The following is a 15,339-nucleotide window of genomic DNA, read 5'->3' as shown; positions in this document are numbered from 1 at the left end:
ATATTTCTTTATTTTTTAACGACTATAGAATAAGATTTATTTTTTATTAAGTAAAGTGAATTTAAGAATTTATTGCCCGTATTTCTGTAAAATAAATAATCCCAAACTACAAACAGTTTGGGATTATCTTTCTCATTTATTATGCGCATCTAACCAAGAAATTAAATCTTTAAATACTTCATCCTTATTTACTTCATGAAACATTTCATGCCTACCATTTTCATATAAACGTAGTGTCACGTCTTTCACACCACATTTTTTATAGTTTTCATATACTTCTTTTACACCTTTCCCCATATCGCCAACAGGATCGCGATCACCAGAAAATATATGTATTGGAAGATTCTTTGGCGTCTTCTTGTATTCTTCTAGTTTATTTACTTCTAATACACCAGAAAATAATTCTCGGTAAAAACTTGTCGTACAAATGAAACCACATAACGGATCCGCAATATATTTATCAACTTGATTATTATCTGAAGATAACCAATCAAATTTTGTACGATTTGGCTTAAAGTTCGAATTGAAGTTTCCGAAAGATAAAAAGTTTAGCATTGGACTTTTCGTTTTTGCCCCACGCAATTTCATTTCGATTGTCGCTACTTTATGACCAACGGCTCCTAAAAGCCCTGGATTTCCACCTGTTCCTGAAATCAGAAATCCATCATATAGTTCACCTCTAAGTTGTACAGCACGTCTTGATAAAAAAGAACCCATACTATGTCCAAGTAAAAACAAAGGACTTGACTGCTCTTCTTTTATCCTTTCTGAAACAAAGATAACATCCGATACAACTTGATTCCACCCTATATTTGGTTCAAAATGACCATAATCTTCTTCTTTTTTTACTGTTTTCCCATGTCCTTTATGATCATGCGCATAAACACCATACCCTGCTTCCAATAAAGCATCTACAAATTCTGTATACACCCCTGCATGCTCTGTCATGCCATGTGCAATTTGAATAATTCCTCTCGGATCTCCTTCTGGTAACCATTTACGCAAATAAATTTCCGATCCATCCAATGCCGTAACGAAACTTTCCTGTACATTCATTTCGTCAGCCCCCAAATTTATTATGTATACCTTTAAGAAAAATGAATATCCATTCACTTTTCTTATTTTATATTATATGTAATTGCTTTCATTATGACAAATGATGTATTTTTCAGACTTGCTTTCAAACTAATCTCTTGACGAACCAAAAATAAAAATATATAGTCACTTACATAAAGTAACTATATATTTTTTAGGAGGTTTCTACTATTATGATGCCATCACTATTTTTAGCACATGGTTCGCCTATGCTCGCTATTCAAGATACAGACTATACACGATTTTTAAAAACACTTGGAGAAACATATAAACCGAAAGCAATTGTTATTTTCACTGCTCACTGGGAAAGTGAAGTATTAACGATTTCCTCATCAGATAACGAATATGAAACAATTTATGATTTTGGAGGTTTCCCCCCTGAGTTATACGAAATCAAATATCGTGTGAAAGGCTCTTCTAGCATTGCATCTATGTTAGAAACAAAATTTAAGAACAAAGGTATTCCAGTTCATCATAATATGACGAGAGGTTTAGATCATGGTTCATGGACACTTCTGCATCGTATGTATCCAGGAGCAAATATTCCTGTCGTGCAAATATCAGTCAATCCATTCCTTTCTGCAAAAGAACAATTTGAAATTGGAGAAGCACTTAAAGGACTCGGACAAGAAGATATTTTAGTAATCGGTAGTGGCGTTACCGTTCATAATTTACGAGCACTGAAATGGAATCAAACTACACCTGAAAAATGGGCAATTGAATTTGATGATTGGATTATTAAACATATGCAGAATAACGATAAAGATGCATTGTTTAATTGGGAGGAAAATGCTCCTCATGCACAATTAGCAGTACCAAGAGCAGAGCATTTTGTTCCTTTATTTATCGCTATGGGAAGTGGTGAATATAGCGGTGAAGTCATTCACCGTAGTTATGAGCTTGGTACATTAAGTTATCTCTGTCTTCGATTTTAAAGAAAAAGGATGAAGCACATGTTGCTTCATCCTTTTTCTTTTTCATTCACTTAGTTAACTAACTTCCAAACGTTGTTCCTCTGATACTTCTTCGTTCTTATTATGAAAATAAACCCAGATACACGCAATAAATAATAGTGATGATGTAGAGAGGAAAACATATTGGAAGCCTGCATGCGCTGCAATTTGTCCCCCGAGCACTGGACCAATCATATTTCCTAAAAACTGAAACGACTGATTATATCCAAATATTCGTCCCGTAACATGGGTTGGTGTATGTTGTTTTAGTAGAGTTTGTACGGAAGGCAATAATCCTGCTTGTGCGATACCTAATAAAAATCGAAGAATTAATAGTTGCCAAGCTGAGGTTACAAATGCTTGCGGGATAAAAATAATTCCTGCTGCAAACAACGCTACAACTAACGTTTTTTGAGGACCGATATGATCTGATAATCTTCCTAGTCTTGGTGCTGCCAAAATAACTGCTAATCCTGTCGCTGACATAACTGCACCCGCAATTGTTTCAATATGTGCAGTATGAGGACCTACTAAATTTTTTACGTACAATGTAACAATTGGTTGAACTGACATATTAGCAAGTTGAATAATAAATGTTGTTACAAATAAACTAATAATTAAATGCTTCGCTGGGACCATCGTCCATACTTTTTTCGGCTGTGTTTTTTTTGCTTGAGCAGAGTGATTTTCTTCATGCAGGAAGAAAAAAACGATGAGAAAGGAAAGGAATAAAAAAGCTCCTGTAACAAGAAAGACATGACGCATTCCAATTAACTCAGACAAATAACCTCCAAGTAACGGGCCAAGTAACGAACCGCTCACACCACCAGTTGAAATTGTGGAAATTGCCCAACCTGAATGTTCTTTCGGAGTTTCTGCTGCAATAAATGTCATCGCTGTTGAAAGGAAACCAGATACTGCTCCCATTAAAAATCTTAGTGCGACTAGTTGATACACATCCGTTACAAACCCCATAAGCGTCATAATAATCGCCATACCGAGGCTAGCACGAATAAGCATCAGTTTCCGTCCATGTATATCACCAAGCTTTCCCCATATTGGCGATACGATCGCACCCATTAAAAATGTTACACCAAATGCAAGTCCCGACCACTGTGCAATGCTTGAAGTGCCAGTTACTCCTAATTCCTCAATATAAAAAGATAAGAAAGGAATTACTAAACTCATACCGGCTGCAGTGGTAAAACAACCTAGCCAACAAATCATTAAATTTCGTTTCCAGCTGGCCATTTTCACACCTTCTTTCTTTAGATACCCATTCTACACCCTTTCTTGTCAAAAGTTTAGTAATTTGCTTTATATGCAAGATTTACTACAAAACCCGCTATTTTCTAGTAAAAATCACTACATCTCTACATCATTTTCATAATAAAACCAACTCCTCTAGATGAAGTTGGTTAATTATTATCTATCGGTATTAAACGAGCATTACAATTTCTCTCGTAAAACTCAATGGGACCTGCTTGTCCAATAATCGCATATTCATATCCATCTTGCTTCATATTATATAAACAATGATGCAATAATTCTTTTCCTACACCTTTCACACGATTTTGTTTCGCTATGCCCATTGGACCAAACAATCCTTTCTTTCCTCTCACTACATCGTAACAGGCGAAACCAACTATTACTTCCTCCTGCTGTGCAATATAGATAGGTAACTTTTCATTATATGTCCGAAATCCGTAATCAACCGACTGTAACCACCGTTCACCAAATTCAGCCGCCACAAATCGTGATAACTTATCAAAATCAGAAGGACTAGCTCTTCTTACATGACAAAATAATGTATTATAAATAGATTTAAAACTATTTAAATCAACCGCTAAGTCTCTCGGTGCAGCTGTAATACGTAATATATCTTTTTGCATTTGTGTATGTATAAATTCACCAATATCTGTATCTACACGAAATAATGCATACATAACATGTCCTTCATTGATTACTACTTGCTGAAAGCGTTCCATACGTTTCTTCGCTATTTGTAAAATTTCTATCGCCTTATAAGATAGTTTATATTGCCCTATTTTTTTATACTCTTGATGATGTAAATCGAATCGTTTTCGTAACGAAAGTTTTTCTAAAAAATCTGGAACGACTTTATGAAACAAATACATAAATAACTCAGCGCAAACTCCTGTACCTTCTTTACACATACCTATGAACAGATGGACTGGTTGAATTATGTTATACTCACTCTCTTCTGCTGCAATCTCCAATATTTTATGCACACGTTTTGTAAATTGAAATTCCTCCATATGTGTTTCCACCCTCTACTAATTTACTAACAAACCGTAACCATAAATAATTGAAACAATTACACCTACTACCAATATACCTGGAAGTAAATTTGCCACCTTGATTTTAATAATACTAAGCAAGTTCAATCCAATAGCAGATATCATAATGCCGCCCGTAGCCGTCATCTCCACTATAAATTGGTTCATTAATTCTTCCGGGACAAAACTATTAATTTGTGTTGCAAAAACTGCAATACCACCTTCATATAAAACAACTGGAATCGCCGAAAATACTACGCCAATTCCTAGAGTTGTCGTTAATATAATAGAAATAAATCCATCGATAATTGCCTTGGTAAATAAAATATTATGATTTCCGCGAATCCCACTGTCAAGTGCACCAAGTATCCCCATCGCACCAATTGCAAAAATTAAAGTAGCTGTTACAAAACCTTCTGATATGCTTCCTTTCCCCTTCGATCCAACTTTATTTTCTAGCCAATCCCCTAAATTTTTTAACTTTTCTTCTAATTGTAACCATTCTCCAATTACCGTACCAATCACTAAACTCAGTATGACAACAAGAAAGTTTTCACTTTTTAATGCCATTTGAAGCCCAAGCACAGTAACCGCTAAACCGATTGCGTGCATTATCGTCCCTTTCATACTTTCTGGAATCCTACTAAATAATTTACCAAGTAAAGTACCAAATATAATACAAATTCCATTTACAACTGCTCCTAATATAACCATTTCTCATTCTTCACCCTTCGAATTCTTTATTTCTATATTTTGGTTTATACATTGATTTACAGGTTATCTATATGTTAACTTAATATTGAGAATATTAACAAATGTTTTCCACTACATAACCCGCTGTTTTTTTGTAACTTTAATTACCTTTAATAGATTCATTGTTAATTTAATTGCGGGATAATATTAAAAGGGAAGGTATATATGAAAACTTTACTAAAACGATTTTTGTTAATAGCCTTTTTCATTACACCGATTGTTTTATTAATCAATTACTCTTTTATTTCAAAAGCAAAAGACAAACCCGATTTACAAAACAAATCTAGTAAAACCGCTTCAAAAAGCGAAAAGAAAATAGAAGACCAAGAAATCACACTCACCTTCTCTGGTGATACAATGTTTGATTGGCAATTACGTCCTATAATCGAAAAGAATGGGGCTGATTACCCATTCCAACATGTAAAAGAAGAAATAAAAAAAGCTGATATTTCTTTTGTGAATTTAGAATCGGCATTTACAACGAAAGAAAAGAAAGCACCTGGGCAACTGTTTTGGATTAAAAGTGATCCATCTACACTACAAGCTATTAAAAACACTGGATATGACATCGTAAATATTGGGAATAACCACACACTTGATTATGGGCAAGATGGATTATTAGATACGATTTCTCACGTAGAAAAATTAAAGTTCCCTTACATTGGAGCCGGAAAAAATGCGAAAGATACATATACAGCACGAGAAATGACCGTAAAAGGGAAAAAGTTTAAATTTCTTTCCTTCGTTCGATTTATGCCTGATTCTAATTGGGTAGCTGGTGAGAATAAACCTGGCGTTGCGAATGGCTATGATTTAAATCTTGTAACAAAAACAATTAAAGAACAAAAACAAGATGCAGACTATTTAATCGTCTATATGCATTGGGGCGTTGAAAAATCAAACCGTCCGGTAGAATACCAAAAGCAATATGTACCTAAAATGGTTGAAGCAGGAGCTAACGCGATTGTCGGAAGCCATCCACATTGGTTACAAGGGTTTGAGTATTATAATAAAGTTCCTATCGCTTACTCATTAGGTAACTTTTTATTCCCAAGTTATGTGAATGGAAAAAGCGCCGAAACTGGCGTATTAACTTTAACTTTTAAAGGAAAGGATGTCCAAATGTCATTCAATCCTTATATCATTCGCAACAACCAAGTTTCCCCTGTAAATGAGGAAGAAAAGAAAAAAGCTCTTCAATATTTACAAACAATTTCAACTGATGTAGAAATTGATGATACAGGGAAAATAAAAAATAAACGAAACTAGACAGCTCAAGATCTATTTCTCTGTAATCTACTTTACAGAATAGGTGATAAACATGCTGAAAAACTTATTAGAAAATGTAAGTTTGTTAGAAAATATTTATAAAATGTCTATAGCCGTTCTACTTTTATGTTCAGTTTTTTCTGTTAGATTTCTAAAAAAAATAAAACGCGAACGAAAACTTACTACCTTTGAATTTACTATATATGTAATTATTCGCATTGCGATATTTTTTTGGTTAACTAGCTTTATTCTTCTTGAATTTAATGAGTATCTAGTTTAACTATAAAAAAGATAGAACAAGCACTATATTTCTTTGCTTGTATCTATCTTTTTTATTTAGATGCTTATTCTTCCCTTCTATTAAATAAGCAAATCAAACAAAACAGGGTTTTTATTAAGCTCCATAAATTGAATATTATTTTCTTTAAAGCGAGTAATTAATTGCTCATAATCTTCTTTATGTTTTAACTCTACTCCGACTAGTGCTGGACCATTTTCCTTATTATGTTTCTTAATATACTCAAAACGAGTAATATCATCTTCTGGCCCCAATCCTTTATCAAGAAATTCTCTTAACGCGCCTGAACGCTGTGGGAATTCAATGATGAAATAATGCTTTAACCCTTCGTAAATGAGAGATCGTTCTTTCATTTCTTGCATTCTATCAATGTCATTATTTCCACCACTTAGCGTACATACAACTGTTTTACCTTTTATTTCATCCCTGTATAAATCAAGTGCTGCAATAGAGAGTGCACCAGCCGGTTCAGCTACAATCGCATTTTTCTTATACAGTTCTAAAATCGTCGTACAAACTTTCCCCTCTGGTACTAAAACGATGTCATCAATTACATCTTTACAAGTTTCAAAAGTTAACTTTCCTACCTTTTTAACCGCTGCCCCATCAACAAAACTATCTATTTTCTCTAATACGACATTATCATTTTGAAGAAAAGCCTCTTTCATAGAGGCAGCTCCCATCGGTTCTACACCAATAACCTTTGTAGTAGGACTAACACCTTTTACATATGTACCAACACCTGATGCTAATCCACCACCGCCGATTGCCGTAAAGATATAATCAACCGGTTTCTCCATATCATGCATAATTTCAACTGCCACTGTCCCTTGACCAGCAACTACATACGGATCATCAAACGGATGAACAAATGTCATTCTATTTTCTTCACAATAACACTGTGCTTCTTGGAAAGAGCTATCGAATGTATCACCAACTAATACAATCTCTGCGAAATCACCACCGAAAAATTGTACTTGTGATACTTTTTGTTTCGGTGTTGTTGTGGGCATAAATATTTTCGACGGAATCTTCAATAAATTACATGTATAAGCAACTCCTTGCGCATGATTACCAGCACTTGCACAAACAACACCGTTTTGTAACTTTTCTTTAGGTAAACTTTGAATCAAATTGTATGCACCACGAATTTTGAAAGAGCGAATTAATTGTAAATCTTCTCGTTTTACATAAACGTCACAATCATATTTCTCAGATAAAACTGTATCACGTTGTAACGGTGTTTTAATAACGATATCTTTCATGCAATTATGAGCCATTAAGATATCTTCAATTTTCACTCTCTCCTTTACCTTTTGCACCATTATATATCATCCTTATCTCTTTTAAATTGGCTCAATCAAAATGTGGGATTTTCAGAACAGCCCCTGTATTCGCCGATGTTACCATTTGTGCATAACGTCCAAGCCAGCCAGTTTTCACTTTCGGTTCTGGTCGTTTCCATTCTTTTTTACGCTTATCTAATTCTTCATTACTCACTCTTACTTCTAGCAAGCGTTCTTCAACATCAATACATACAATATCCCCTTGTTCAAGAAGTGCGATCGTTCCACCAGCTGCTGCTTCTGGTGAAATATGTCCTACTGAAATTCCACGTGAAGCTCCAGAGAAACGTCCATCCGTTAATAATGCAACCTCAGCACCTAATCCCATTCCAGCAATTGCTGATGTTGGTGCTAACATTTCTGGCATACCAGGGCCACCTCTTGGTCCTTCATAACGAATGACAACTACATCTCCTTTTTTCACTTTCCCAAGCATAATGCCAGCAAGTGCCTCATCTTGTGAATTAAAAATAACGCAAGGTCCTTCAAAACGCTTTACCTCTGTTGCACCGCTTTTAATAACCGCTCCATCTTTCGCAAGGTTGCCTTTTAATATACGCAATCCTCCTTCCTCACTATGAGGGTTTTCAAGAGAGTGAATAACTTCCTTATCTTTAATCTCTGCCTCAGCAATATTTTCTCTTAATGTTTGCCCAGTAGCAGTTATTCGATCAAGATGAAGTACTCCTTCTTTCCGGCTCATCTCTTTCAAAATTGCACTAATCCCGCCCGCACGATCAATATCTTCCATATGCCAATTGGAAGCAGGGCTTACTTTACATAAATGTGGTACACGTCTTGAAACGGCATCAATACGGTTCATATCGTAATCTAATCCAGCCTCTTGCGCGAGCGCCAATGTATGCAACACTGTATTTGTTGAACCGCCCATCGCCATATCAAGCGCAAACGCATCATCAATTGCTTCTTCCGTTACAATGTCTCTTGGTTTAATATCTCTTTCAATTAAAATTTTCAATTTCTCTGCTGCTTGTTTAATTAACTCTTCACGTCTTGGATCAATTGCTAAAATACTCCCGTTACCAGGAAGAGCTAAACCTAACACTTCACATAAACAATTCATAGAGTTCGCGGTAAACATACCCGAACAAGAGCCACAAGATGGACAGCCATGATCTTCAATATCTTTTAATTCTTCTTCTGAAATTTTCCCAGATTGATAAGCTCCTACTCCTTCAAAAACGGAACTCAGATCAACAACTTCTCCTTTAGATGTTTTTCCTGCTGCCATTGGGCCGCCTGAAACAAACACAGTCGGAATATTAATACGTAGTGCAGCCATCATCATACCTGGTGTAATTTTGTCACAGTTTGGGATACAAATCATGCCGTCAAACCAGTGTGCATTTACAACCGTTTCTACTGAATCTGCAATTATTTCACGACTCGGAAGAGAATAACGCATACCGATATGTCCCATCGCAATACCATCGTCAACTCCAATTGTATTGAATTCGAATGGTACCATACCTGCCGCACGAACTGCCTCTTTTACAAGTTTCCCAAACTCGTTCAAGTGTTTATGCCCTGGAATAATTTCAATAAAAGAATTACAAATCGCTATGAAAGGTTTATCAAAATCTTCATCTTTCAAACCAGTTGCTTTTAATAAACTACGGTGCGGCGCTTTATCAAAACCTTTTTTAATCATGTCACTTCTCATCTTGTCAAATCCCCTCTTACATATTTTTCATTTATACTCTCTTACTCTATTTCTTTACTAATTCTTTCGGTGCATGAATCCAACTCATCATTTCACGAAGCTCTGCTCCCACTTTTTCTAATTGATGATTTTGTTCTGCTTTTTTCATTGCGTTATACGTCGGACGCCCTGCTTGATTTTCTAAAATCCATTTCTTCGCAAATTCACCTTGCTGAATTTCTGTCAGAACACGCTTCATTTCCTTCTTCGTTTCATCTGTAACAATTCTCGATCCTGTTACATAATCTCCAAATTCTGCCGTATCTGAAATAGAATGGCGCATATTCGTTAATCCACCTTCGTACATTAAGTCAACAATTAGCTTTAATTCATGCAAACATTCAAAGTATGCAATTTCAGGACGATATCCACCTTCCGTTAACGTTTCGAACCCGGCCTTCACAAGTGCAGTTACCCCGCCGCAAAGTACAGCTTGCTCACCGAATAAATCCGTTTCGGTTTCTTCTTGGAATGTCGTTTCAATTACACCCGCACGTGTACAACCTACACCTTTTGCATACGCTAATGCTACATGTAGCGCTGTTCCCGTCGCATCTTGATGCACTGCGACTAATGCCGGAACACCATTTCCTTCTTGATATACACGGCGAACGAGATGACCTGGACTTTTTGGCGCAACCATTGCTACATCTACGTAACTTGGCGGATTAATTTGGCCGAAGTGAATGTTAAATCCATGTGAGAAAAGTAACATTTGTCCTTCACGGAGATTCTCTTCTACTTCTGATTTATATACATGTGCTTGCTGTTCATCTGGCAATAACATTTGTACAACTTGTGCGGTTCGAACCGCTTCTGAAACAGACATTACTTCAAATCCATCTGCTTTTGCTACTTCATACGATTTACCAGGTCTAACACCAACTACAACTTCCACACCTGAATCACGTAAATTTTGTGCCTGCGCATGCCCTTGAGATCCATAACCAATTACCGCAACTGTTTTCCCTTGTAATAACTCTACATTTGCATCTTTCTCATAATACGTTTTCATACTCCATACACCCCTTATAATTTATTTACTTGCAGTACATCAATTAATTTTTTCAACTGACTAACAAGTAATGTCGCTTCATTTTCAGTACAAACTGCTGTGAGTTTCATTTCAGAAACGCCACTCGTATCTCTTTCGTTTAAATGTAAAGAAGAAATATAATAGCCACGCCGAGCAAAAATTCCACTTATACGTAATAAGACACTTGGCTCGTTATGAATAACGAGTGAAAAAGTATGACTCATTCTTCCCACCTCTTCATAATCATTTCGTTATTCCCTTTGTTTGGCGGAACCATCGGAAATACGTTTTCACCTTCTTCTACACAAAAATCAACTACGACAGGACCTTCGTGAGCAAATGCTTCTAACACCACTTGTTTCGCCTCTGTTGAATTTGTCGCCCTTAATCCCTTCACTCCATAAGCTTCTGCCACTTTCACAAAATCTGGTGAGCCAATTTTTGACTCTGATAAACGATTTTCATAAAACATTTCTTGCCATTGCCTTACCATCCCTAAAAATCTGTTATTTATAATAAATACTTTTACAGGGATGTTATTTTCAGCAATTGTTTGTAGTTCTTGAATGTTCATTTGAAAAGAAGCATCACCTGCAATACAAACGACGAGTTCTTCTTCTTTTGCAAGCTGAGCACCAATTGCCGCTGGGAACCCAAACCCCATTGTTCCTAATCCTCCAGAGGTAAGGAACGTCCGAGGTTTTCTTGCTTTATAGAAGTGAGCAGCCCACATTTGATGCTGTCCTACTTCTGTTGTGACAATCGCTTCACCATTCGTTAATTCACTTACTAAGTTGATCACATGCTGTGGTTTTAACTCAGATTCTTTTTGCTTATAAGAAAGTGGATATTCTTCTTTCCATGCCTTTACTTTCTGAAGCCATTCATCTGTTTGTGTATAAATAGACATATGTAACAACATGTGTAACGCTTTTTTCACATCACCAACAATCGGATGCTCTACAGTTACATTTTTATGAAACTCAGAAGGATCAATATCAATATGTACTTTTTTCGAGTGCGGAGAAAAAAGTTCTAATTTCCCTGTTACACGATCATCGAAGCGAACACCTAATGCAAGTAGTAAATCACATTCTGTTACCGCCATATTAGCAGCGTATGTCCCATGCATACCAAGCATCCCTAGAAACAATGGATCTCCCGGTGGATATGCACCAAGTCCCATTAAAGTTGAAACGACTGGAATACGGTTCTCCCTTGCGAATTCGAAGAGTTCATCGGATCCACCTGAATGAATGACACCTCCTCCAATATAAAGAAGTGGACGCTTTGATTTTGAAATTGCTTTAGCCACCTCTCTAAGTTTCATGCTGTCTGGTACAAGTTCTGGTTTGTACCCCGGAATATCAACTTCTTCATTAAAGAAACTGGTGACTTTTGCATTTTGAACATCTTTTGGAATATCGATTAATACTGGTCCCGGTCGTCCGCTTTTGGCGATGTAAAAAGCTTCTTGCACAATTCGTGATACATGATTTACATCACGAACTTGGTAATTATGCTTCGTAACAGGTACTGTAATTCCGACAACATCCGCTTCTTGAAATCCATCTTTACCAATTAAAGGCGTTGCAACTTGGCCGGTAATGACAACTAAAGGAATCGAATCCATATAAGCGTCTGCTAAGCCCGTAACTAAATTTGTCGCCCCTGGGCCAGAGGTAGCAAAGACTACCCCGACCTTCCCAGAAGCTCTCGCATATCCTTCAGCCGCATGAATGGCAGCTTGTTCATGACGAGTTAAAACATGTTTCAAACCACTTTCGTATAACGCATCGTATACTGGTAAAATCGCTCCGCCTGGATAGCCGAAAACGGTCGTTACACCCAATTTCTTCAAACCTTGAATCACGTGCCCAGCGCCTGTCATTTCTTCACACTGTAACTTCTCATACGCTGTATACTGCTGCTTCATTTCAATTAACTCCTCTCCTTATTTATGCTAAGCTTTCCGTCAGCCCGGGAACACGTACTCCTCTTTCTCTCGTTAATTTTTTAAATTCTTCGGTCAATTGTTTCGTTACACTTCCTGGTTTCCCATCTCCAATTTCTCTCGAATCAACTTTTACAACTGGAATTAACTCCGCTGCTGTTCCTGTTAAAAATACTTCATCCGCTACATATACGTCATGGCGAGTGAATGGTCTTTCCTCACACGGAATACTCAGTCGTTCACATAGCTCGATAACACTATTTCTCGTAATACCTTCTAATGCCCCTAAATAGGATGGCGGGGTTAATACTTTTCCATCTTTCACAACGAATACATTATCGCCAGAACCTTCACAAACATATCCTTGTTGATTTAACATAAGAGCCTCTAACACTCCTGCTTGTGCCGCCTCAATTTTTACAAGTACGTTATTTAAATAATTCATTGACTTAATACGTGGATCTAACGCGTCTGGCGTATTACGTCTTGATGCAACAGATACAACGCTTAGCCCATTATCATAAAATTCTTGTGGGAATAACTTTAATTGTTCTGCAATGATAATTACGCTCGGCTTCACACAACTTCTCGGATCGAGTCCTAAGTCACCTTTTCCTCTTGAGACAATTAAGCGAATATAAGCATCAGCGTATTCATTTTTTTGGAGTGTATGTAAAACTGCTTCTTCCATTTCTTCTACCGTCATTGGAATTGTTAGTAAAATAGATTTCGCTGATTCATACAATCGTTTCACATGTTCTTTTAAACAAAATACATTTCCTCCGTAACTACGAATCCCTTCAAATACACCGTCTCCGTATAAAAAACCGTGATCATACACTGAAACAACTGCCTTTTCTTTTTCTACAAATTCCCCATTCATGTAAATGTACTGGTTTCCCATCTCACATCGCTCCTCTTTTTTCTCTATTTTTGCAATCTATTTCTACATCGATTGCTGAGATGAGTAATTTTAACAGAATATTCAGTATATAAACCTTAAAAATATACTCGTCTCAACAATCGATTACTTACATACTTGTAGCAATCCATTGCTGAGACGAGGGAATCGTGGTACCACTCAGCTTCCTTATACTTCTCACGAAATATAAGCTCTGCAAGTCCAATTAGACTTTTGTTTTTCTATCGGGAACAACCCCGCTACTTTTTACTAGTTTTCAAAAGTAGTGCTCCAAGGTGATTTTCAATGAGTGAATTGTTACCACCCTCACAGCCTCGGGGCAGCTCTCTGAAACAATCTTTATCATTTACTCTCCTCTTCTACGCATTCTCTTCTTCTATTTTTAAAAATAAAAACTCTCGCCTCAGCAATCAACTACTACAATTTAGTAGCTTTGATTGCTGAGGCGAGAGTTTCGCGTTACCACTCAGCTTCCTTATACTTCTCACGAAATATAAGCTTTGTAGGTCCAATCAGACCTCCGTCCTTTTACCGGAGACGATGCCGCCGCCCTCTACTCAGTTTCCCTTTCGCAAGCGATGCTCCGAGGTGATCTTCAATGATTCGATTGTTACTACCCTCACAGCCTTGGAGTAGCTCTCTGAAACGATCATAATCATCTACTTTCCTCTTCTTTGCATATACAACATATAAAGTTAGAAAATTCTTAATTAACTTTTATTTGTTACACGTATTATAGGACGTTGTTCTTTTCGTTGTCAACATGTTTTCTCAAAAAAATCAAAATTCATTCTATTTATTTTTTCTCAAATCAAAATTGGAATGCATTACTTACATACACTCATATATTACTTAAGTATGTTTGCATTACTACATAAAGAAAAACTTATAAAGTTTATGAGGAGATGAGGAAACTATGTTAAAAGGGAAAGTAGCGTTAGTTACAGGAGCAAGCCGAGGAATTGGACGAGCGATCGCTAAACGTTTAGCAAATGACGGTGCATTGGTTGCTGTTCATTACGGTAATCGAAAAGATGACGCTGAAGAAACTGTTCAGGAAATTCGATCAGATGGTGGCCAAGCTTTTTCTATCGGCGCAAATTTAGAATCCTTACACGGTGTAGAAAACCTTTATAACGCTTTAGATACTGAATTACAAAAGCGCACTGGTGAAACACAATTTGATATTTTAATAAACAATGCTGGCATTGGTCCTGGCGCTTTTATTGAAGAAACGACTGAACAATTTTTTGATAGAATGTTTTCAGTAAATGCAAAAGCACCATTCTTTATCATTCAACAAGCACTGCCACGTTTACGTGACAATAGCCGAATTATTAATATTTCATCCGCTGCCACCCGCATTTCTTTACCTGATTTTGTTGCATATAGTATGACGAAAGGCGCTATTAATACAATGACTTTTACGCTAGCAAAACAGCTTGGAGCACGAGGAATAACGGTGAATGCAATACTTCCAGGATTTATTAAAACAGATATGAATGCAGAACTCTTGAGCGACCCGATGATGAAGCAGTACGCTACTACTATTTCCGCTTTCAATCGCTTAGGTGAAGTAGAAGACATTGCCGATACTGCTGCATTCCTTGCTTCTCCAGACAGCCGCTGGGTAACTGGACAATTAATTGATGTGAGCGGAGGATCTTGTTTATAAAAAACATATATTTTC

General features: G+C 36.7%; 14 protein-coding genes and 1 other annotated feature. Of the genes, 4 read left to right on the top strand and 10 right to left on the bottom strand.

Features of this window, described 5'->3' with window-relative positions:
* Window positions 1–132: 132 nt before the first annotated feature.
* The gene (locus AC22L0_RS05415; protein WP_087968057.1) at window positions 133–1,056 is read right to left on the bottom strand and encodes an alpha/beta hydrolase; all 924 of its coding nucleotides are present in this window, start codon (window positions 1,054–1,056) and stop codon (window positions 133–135) included.
* A gap of 212 nt (window positions 1,057–1,268) precedes the next feature.
* Between AC22L0_RS05415 and AC22L0_RS05410 the strand changes: the two genes are divergently transcribed.
* Entirely contained in the window at window positions 1,269–2,030 is a 762-nt protein-coding gene (locus AC22L0_RS05410) for a DODA-type extradiol aromatic ring-opening family dioxygenase (protein ID WP_087968059.1), read from the top strand.
* Window positions 2,031–2,084: 54 nt separating this feature from the next.
* Here AC22L0_RS05410 and AC22L0_RS05405 read toward each other — a convergent pair whose 3' ends face one another.
* From AC22L0_RS05405 to AC22L0_RS05395, 3 genes are all read right to left on the bottom strand, one after another.
* A complete protein-coding gene (locus AC22L0_RS05405; RefSeq protein ID WP_061654551.1) occupies window positions 2,085–3,299 on the bottom strand; it encodes a multidrug efflux MFS transporter in 1,215 nt (404 codons plus the stop codon).
* Between the two features lie 167 nt (window positions 3,300–3,466).
* A complete protein-coding gene (locus AC22L0_RS05400) occupies window positions 3,467–4,327 on the bottom strand; it encodes a GNAT family N-acetyltransferase (RefSeq protein WP_087968061.1) in 861 nt (286 codons plus the stop codon).
* An 18-nt stretch (window positions 4,328–4,345) separates the two neighbouring features.
* Entirely contained in the window at window positions 4,346–5,062 is a 717-nt protein-coding gene (locus AC22L0_RS05395; protein WP_000236039.1) for a DUF554 domain-containing protein, read from the bottom strand.
* Between the two features lie 204 nt (window positions 5,063–5,266).
* On the opposite strand from AC22L0_RS05395, the gene AC22L0_RS05390 reads away from it, so the two are divergent.
* Both AC22L0_RS05390 and AC22L0_RS05385 read left to right on the top strand, forming a co-directional pair.
* Window positions 5,267–6,370, top strand: a complete 1,104-nt coding sequence (locus AC22L0_RS05390; RefSeq protein ID WP_000854542.1) for a CapA family protein — start codon at window positions 5,267–5,269, stop codon at window positions 6,368–6,370.
* Window positions 6,371–6,422: 52 nt separating this feature from the next.
* Window positions 6,423–6,650 (top strand): hypothetical protein, encoded by a 228-nt coding sequence (locus AC22L0_RS05385; RefSeq protein WP_087968063.1) that lies wholly within the window; start codon window positions 6,423–6,425, stop codon window positions 6,648–6,650.
* A gap of 80 nt (window positions 6,651–6,730) precedes the next feature.
* Here AC22L0_RS05385 and ilvA read toward each other — a convergent pair whose 3' ends face one another.
* From ilvA to ilvE, 6 genes are read right to left on the bottom strand one after another with little or no spacing between them, the layout of a single operon-like run.
* Window positions 6,731–7,993 carry a threonine ammonia-lyase IlvA gene (gene ilvA, locus AC22L0_RS05380; protein ID WP_087968066.1) on the bottom strand — a complete coding sequence of 421 codons (1,263 nt, stop codon included), beginning with the start codon at window positions 7,991–7,993 and terminating at the stop codon, window positions 6,731–6,733.
* Between the two features lie 31 nt (window positions 7,994–8,024).
* A complete protein-coding gene (gene ilvD / locus AC22L0_RS05375; protein WP_001255818.1) occupies window positions 8,025–9,698 on the bottom strand; it encodes a dihydroxy-acid dehydratase in 1,674 nt (557 codons plus the stop codon).
* Window positions 9,699–9,744: 46 nt separating this feature from the next.
* Window positions 9,745–10,752, bottom strand: a complete 1,008-nt coding sequence (gene ilvC, locus AC22L0_RS05370) for a ketol-acid reductoisomerase (protein ID WP_000861136.1) — start codon at window positions 10,750–10,752, stop codon at window positions 9,745–9,747.
* A gap of 14 nt (window positions 10,753–10,766) precedes the next feature.
* Window positions 10,767–10,997, bottom strand: coding sequence for an ACT domain-containing protein (locus AC22L0_RS05365; protein ID WP_000019916.1), 231 nt, complete (start codon window positions 10,995–10,997; stop codon window positions 10,767–10,769).
* A complete protein-coding gene (gene ilvB, locus AC22L0_RS05360; RefSeq protein ID WP_000813474.1) occupies window positions 10,994–12,709 on the bottom strand; it encodes an acetolactate synthase large subunit in 1,716 nt (571 codons plus the stop codon). Before ilvB ends, AC22L0_RS05365 begins: the two co-directional genes overlap by 4 nt.
* 22 nt (window positions 12,710–12,731) lie before the next feature.
* A complete protein-coding gene (gene ilvE, locus AC22L0_RS05355; RefSeq protein ID WP_000528156.1) occupies window positions 12,732–13,631 on the bottom strand; it encodes a branched-chain-amino-acid transaminase in 900 nt (299 codons plus the stop codon).
* Window positions 13,632–13,780: 149 nt separating this feature from the next.
* Window positions 13,781–14,020: a binding site (T-box leader), on the bottom strand.
* 545 nt (window positions 14,021–14,565) lie between these two features.
* On the opposite strand from ilvE, the gene AC22L0_RS05350 reads away from it, so the two are divergent.
* Window positions 14,566–15,324 (top strand): SDR family oxidoreductase, encoded by a 759-nt coding sequence (locus AC22L0_RS05350; protein ID WP_087968068.1) that lies wholly within the window; start codon window positions 14,566–14,568, stop codon window positions 15,322–15,324.
* Window positions 15,325–15,339 lie beyond the last annotated feature (15 nt).

The sequence above is a fragment of the Bacillus sp. LQ01 genome (assembly GCF_057624735.1).
This window is presented reverse-complemented; position numbering and strand designations above follow the sequence as displayed.

What these genes read in the sequence shown, in the direction of transcription:
- AC22L0_RS05400 (WP_087968061.1), bottom strand. Translation starts at nt 4,327, where the DNA reads ATGGAGGAATTTCAATTTACAAAACGTGTGCATAAAATATTGGAGATT.
- ilvB (WP_000813474.1), bottom strand. Translation starts at nt 12,709, where the DNA reads ATGAAGCAGCAGTATACAGCGTATGAGAAGTTACAGTGTGAAGAAATG.
- AC22L0_RS05390 (WP_000854542.1), top strand. Translation starts at nt 5,267, where the DNA reads ATGAAAACTTTACTAAAACGATTTTTGTTAATAGCCTTTTTCATTACA.
- AC22L0_RS05410 (WP_087968059.1), top strand. Translation starts at nt 1,269, where the DNA reads ATGATGCCATCACTATTTTTAGCACATGGTTCGCCTATGCTCGCTATT.
- ilvA (WP_087968066.1), bottom strand. Translation starts at nt 7,993, where the DNA reads ATGGTGCAAAAGGTAAAGGAGAGAGTGAAAATTGAAGATATCTTAATG.
- AC22L0_RS05415 (WP_087968057.1), bottom strand. Translation starts at nt 1,056, where the DNA reads ATGAATGTACAGGAAAGTTTCGTTACGGCATTGGATGGATCGGAAATT.
- AC22L0_RS05350 (WP_087968068.1), top strand. Translation starts at nt 14,566, where the DNA reads ATGTTAAAAGGGAAAGTAGCGTTAGTTACAGGAGCAAGCCGAGGAATT.
- AC22L0_RS05395 (WP_000236039.1), bottom strand. Translation starts at nt 5,062, where the DNA reads ATGGTTATATTAGGAGCAGTTGTAAATGGAATTTGTATTATATTTGGT.
- ilvE (WP_000528156.1), bottom strand. Translation starts at nt 13,631, where the DNA reads ATGGGAAACCAGTACATTTACATGAATGGGGAATTTGTAGAAAAAGAA.
- AC22L0_RS05385 (WP_087968063.1), top strand. Translation starts at nt 6,423, where the DNA reads ATGCTGAAAAACTTATTAGAAAATGTAAGTTTGTTAGAAAATATTTAT.
- AC22L0_RS05365 (WP_000019916.1), bottom strand. Translation starts at nt 10,997, where the DNA reads ATGAGTCATACTTTTTCACTCGTTATTCATAACGAGCCAAGTGTCTTA.
- ilvC (WP_000861136.1), bottom strand. Translation starts at nt 10,752, where the DNA reads ATGAAAACGTATTATGAGAAAGATGCAAATGTAGAGTTATTACAAGGG.
- ilvD (WP_001255818.1), bottom strand. Translation starts at nt 9,698, where the DNA reads ATGAGAAGTGACATGATTAAAAAAGGTTTTGATAAAGCGCCGCACCGT.
- AC22L0_RS05405 (WP_061654551.1), bottom strand. Translation starts at nt 3,299, where the DNA reads ATGGCCAGCTGGAAACGAAATTTAATGATTTGTTGGCTAGGTTGTTTT.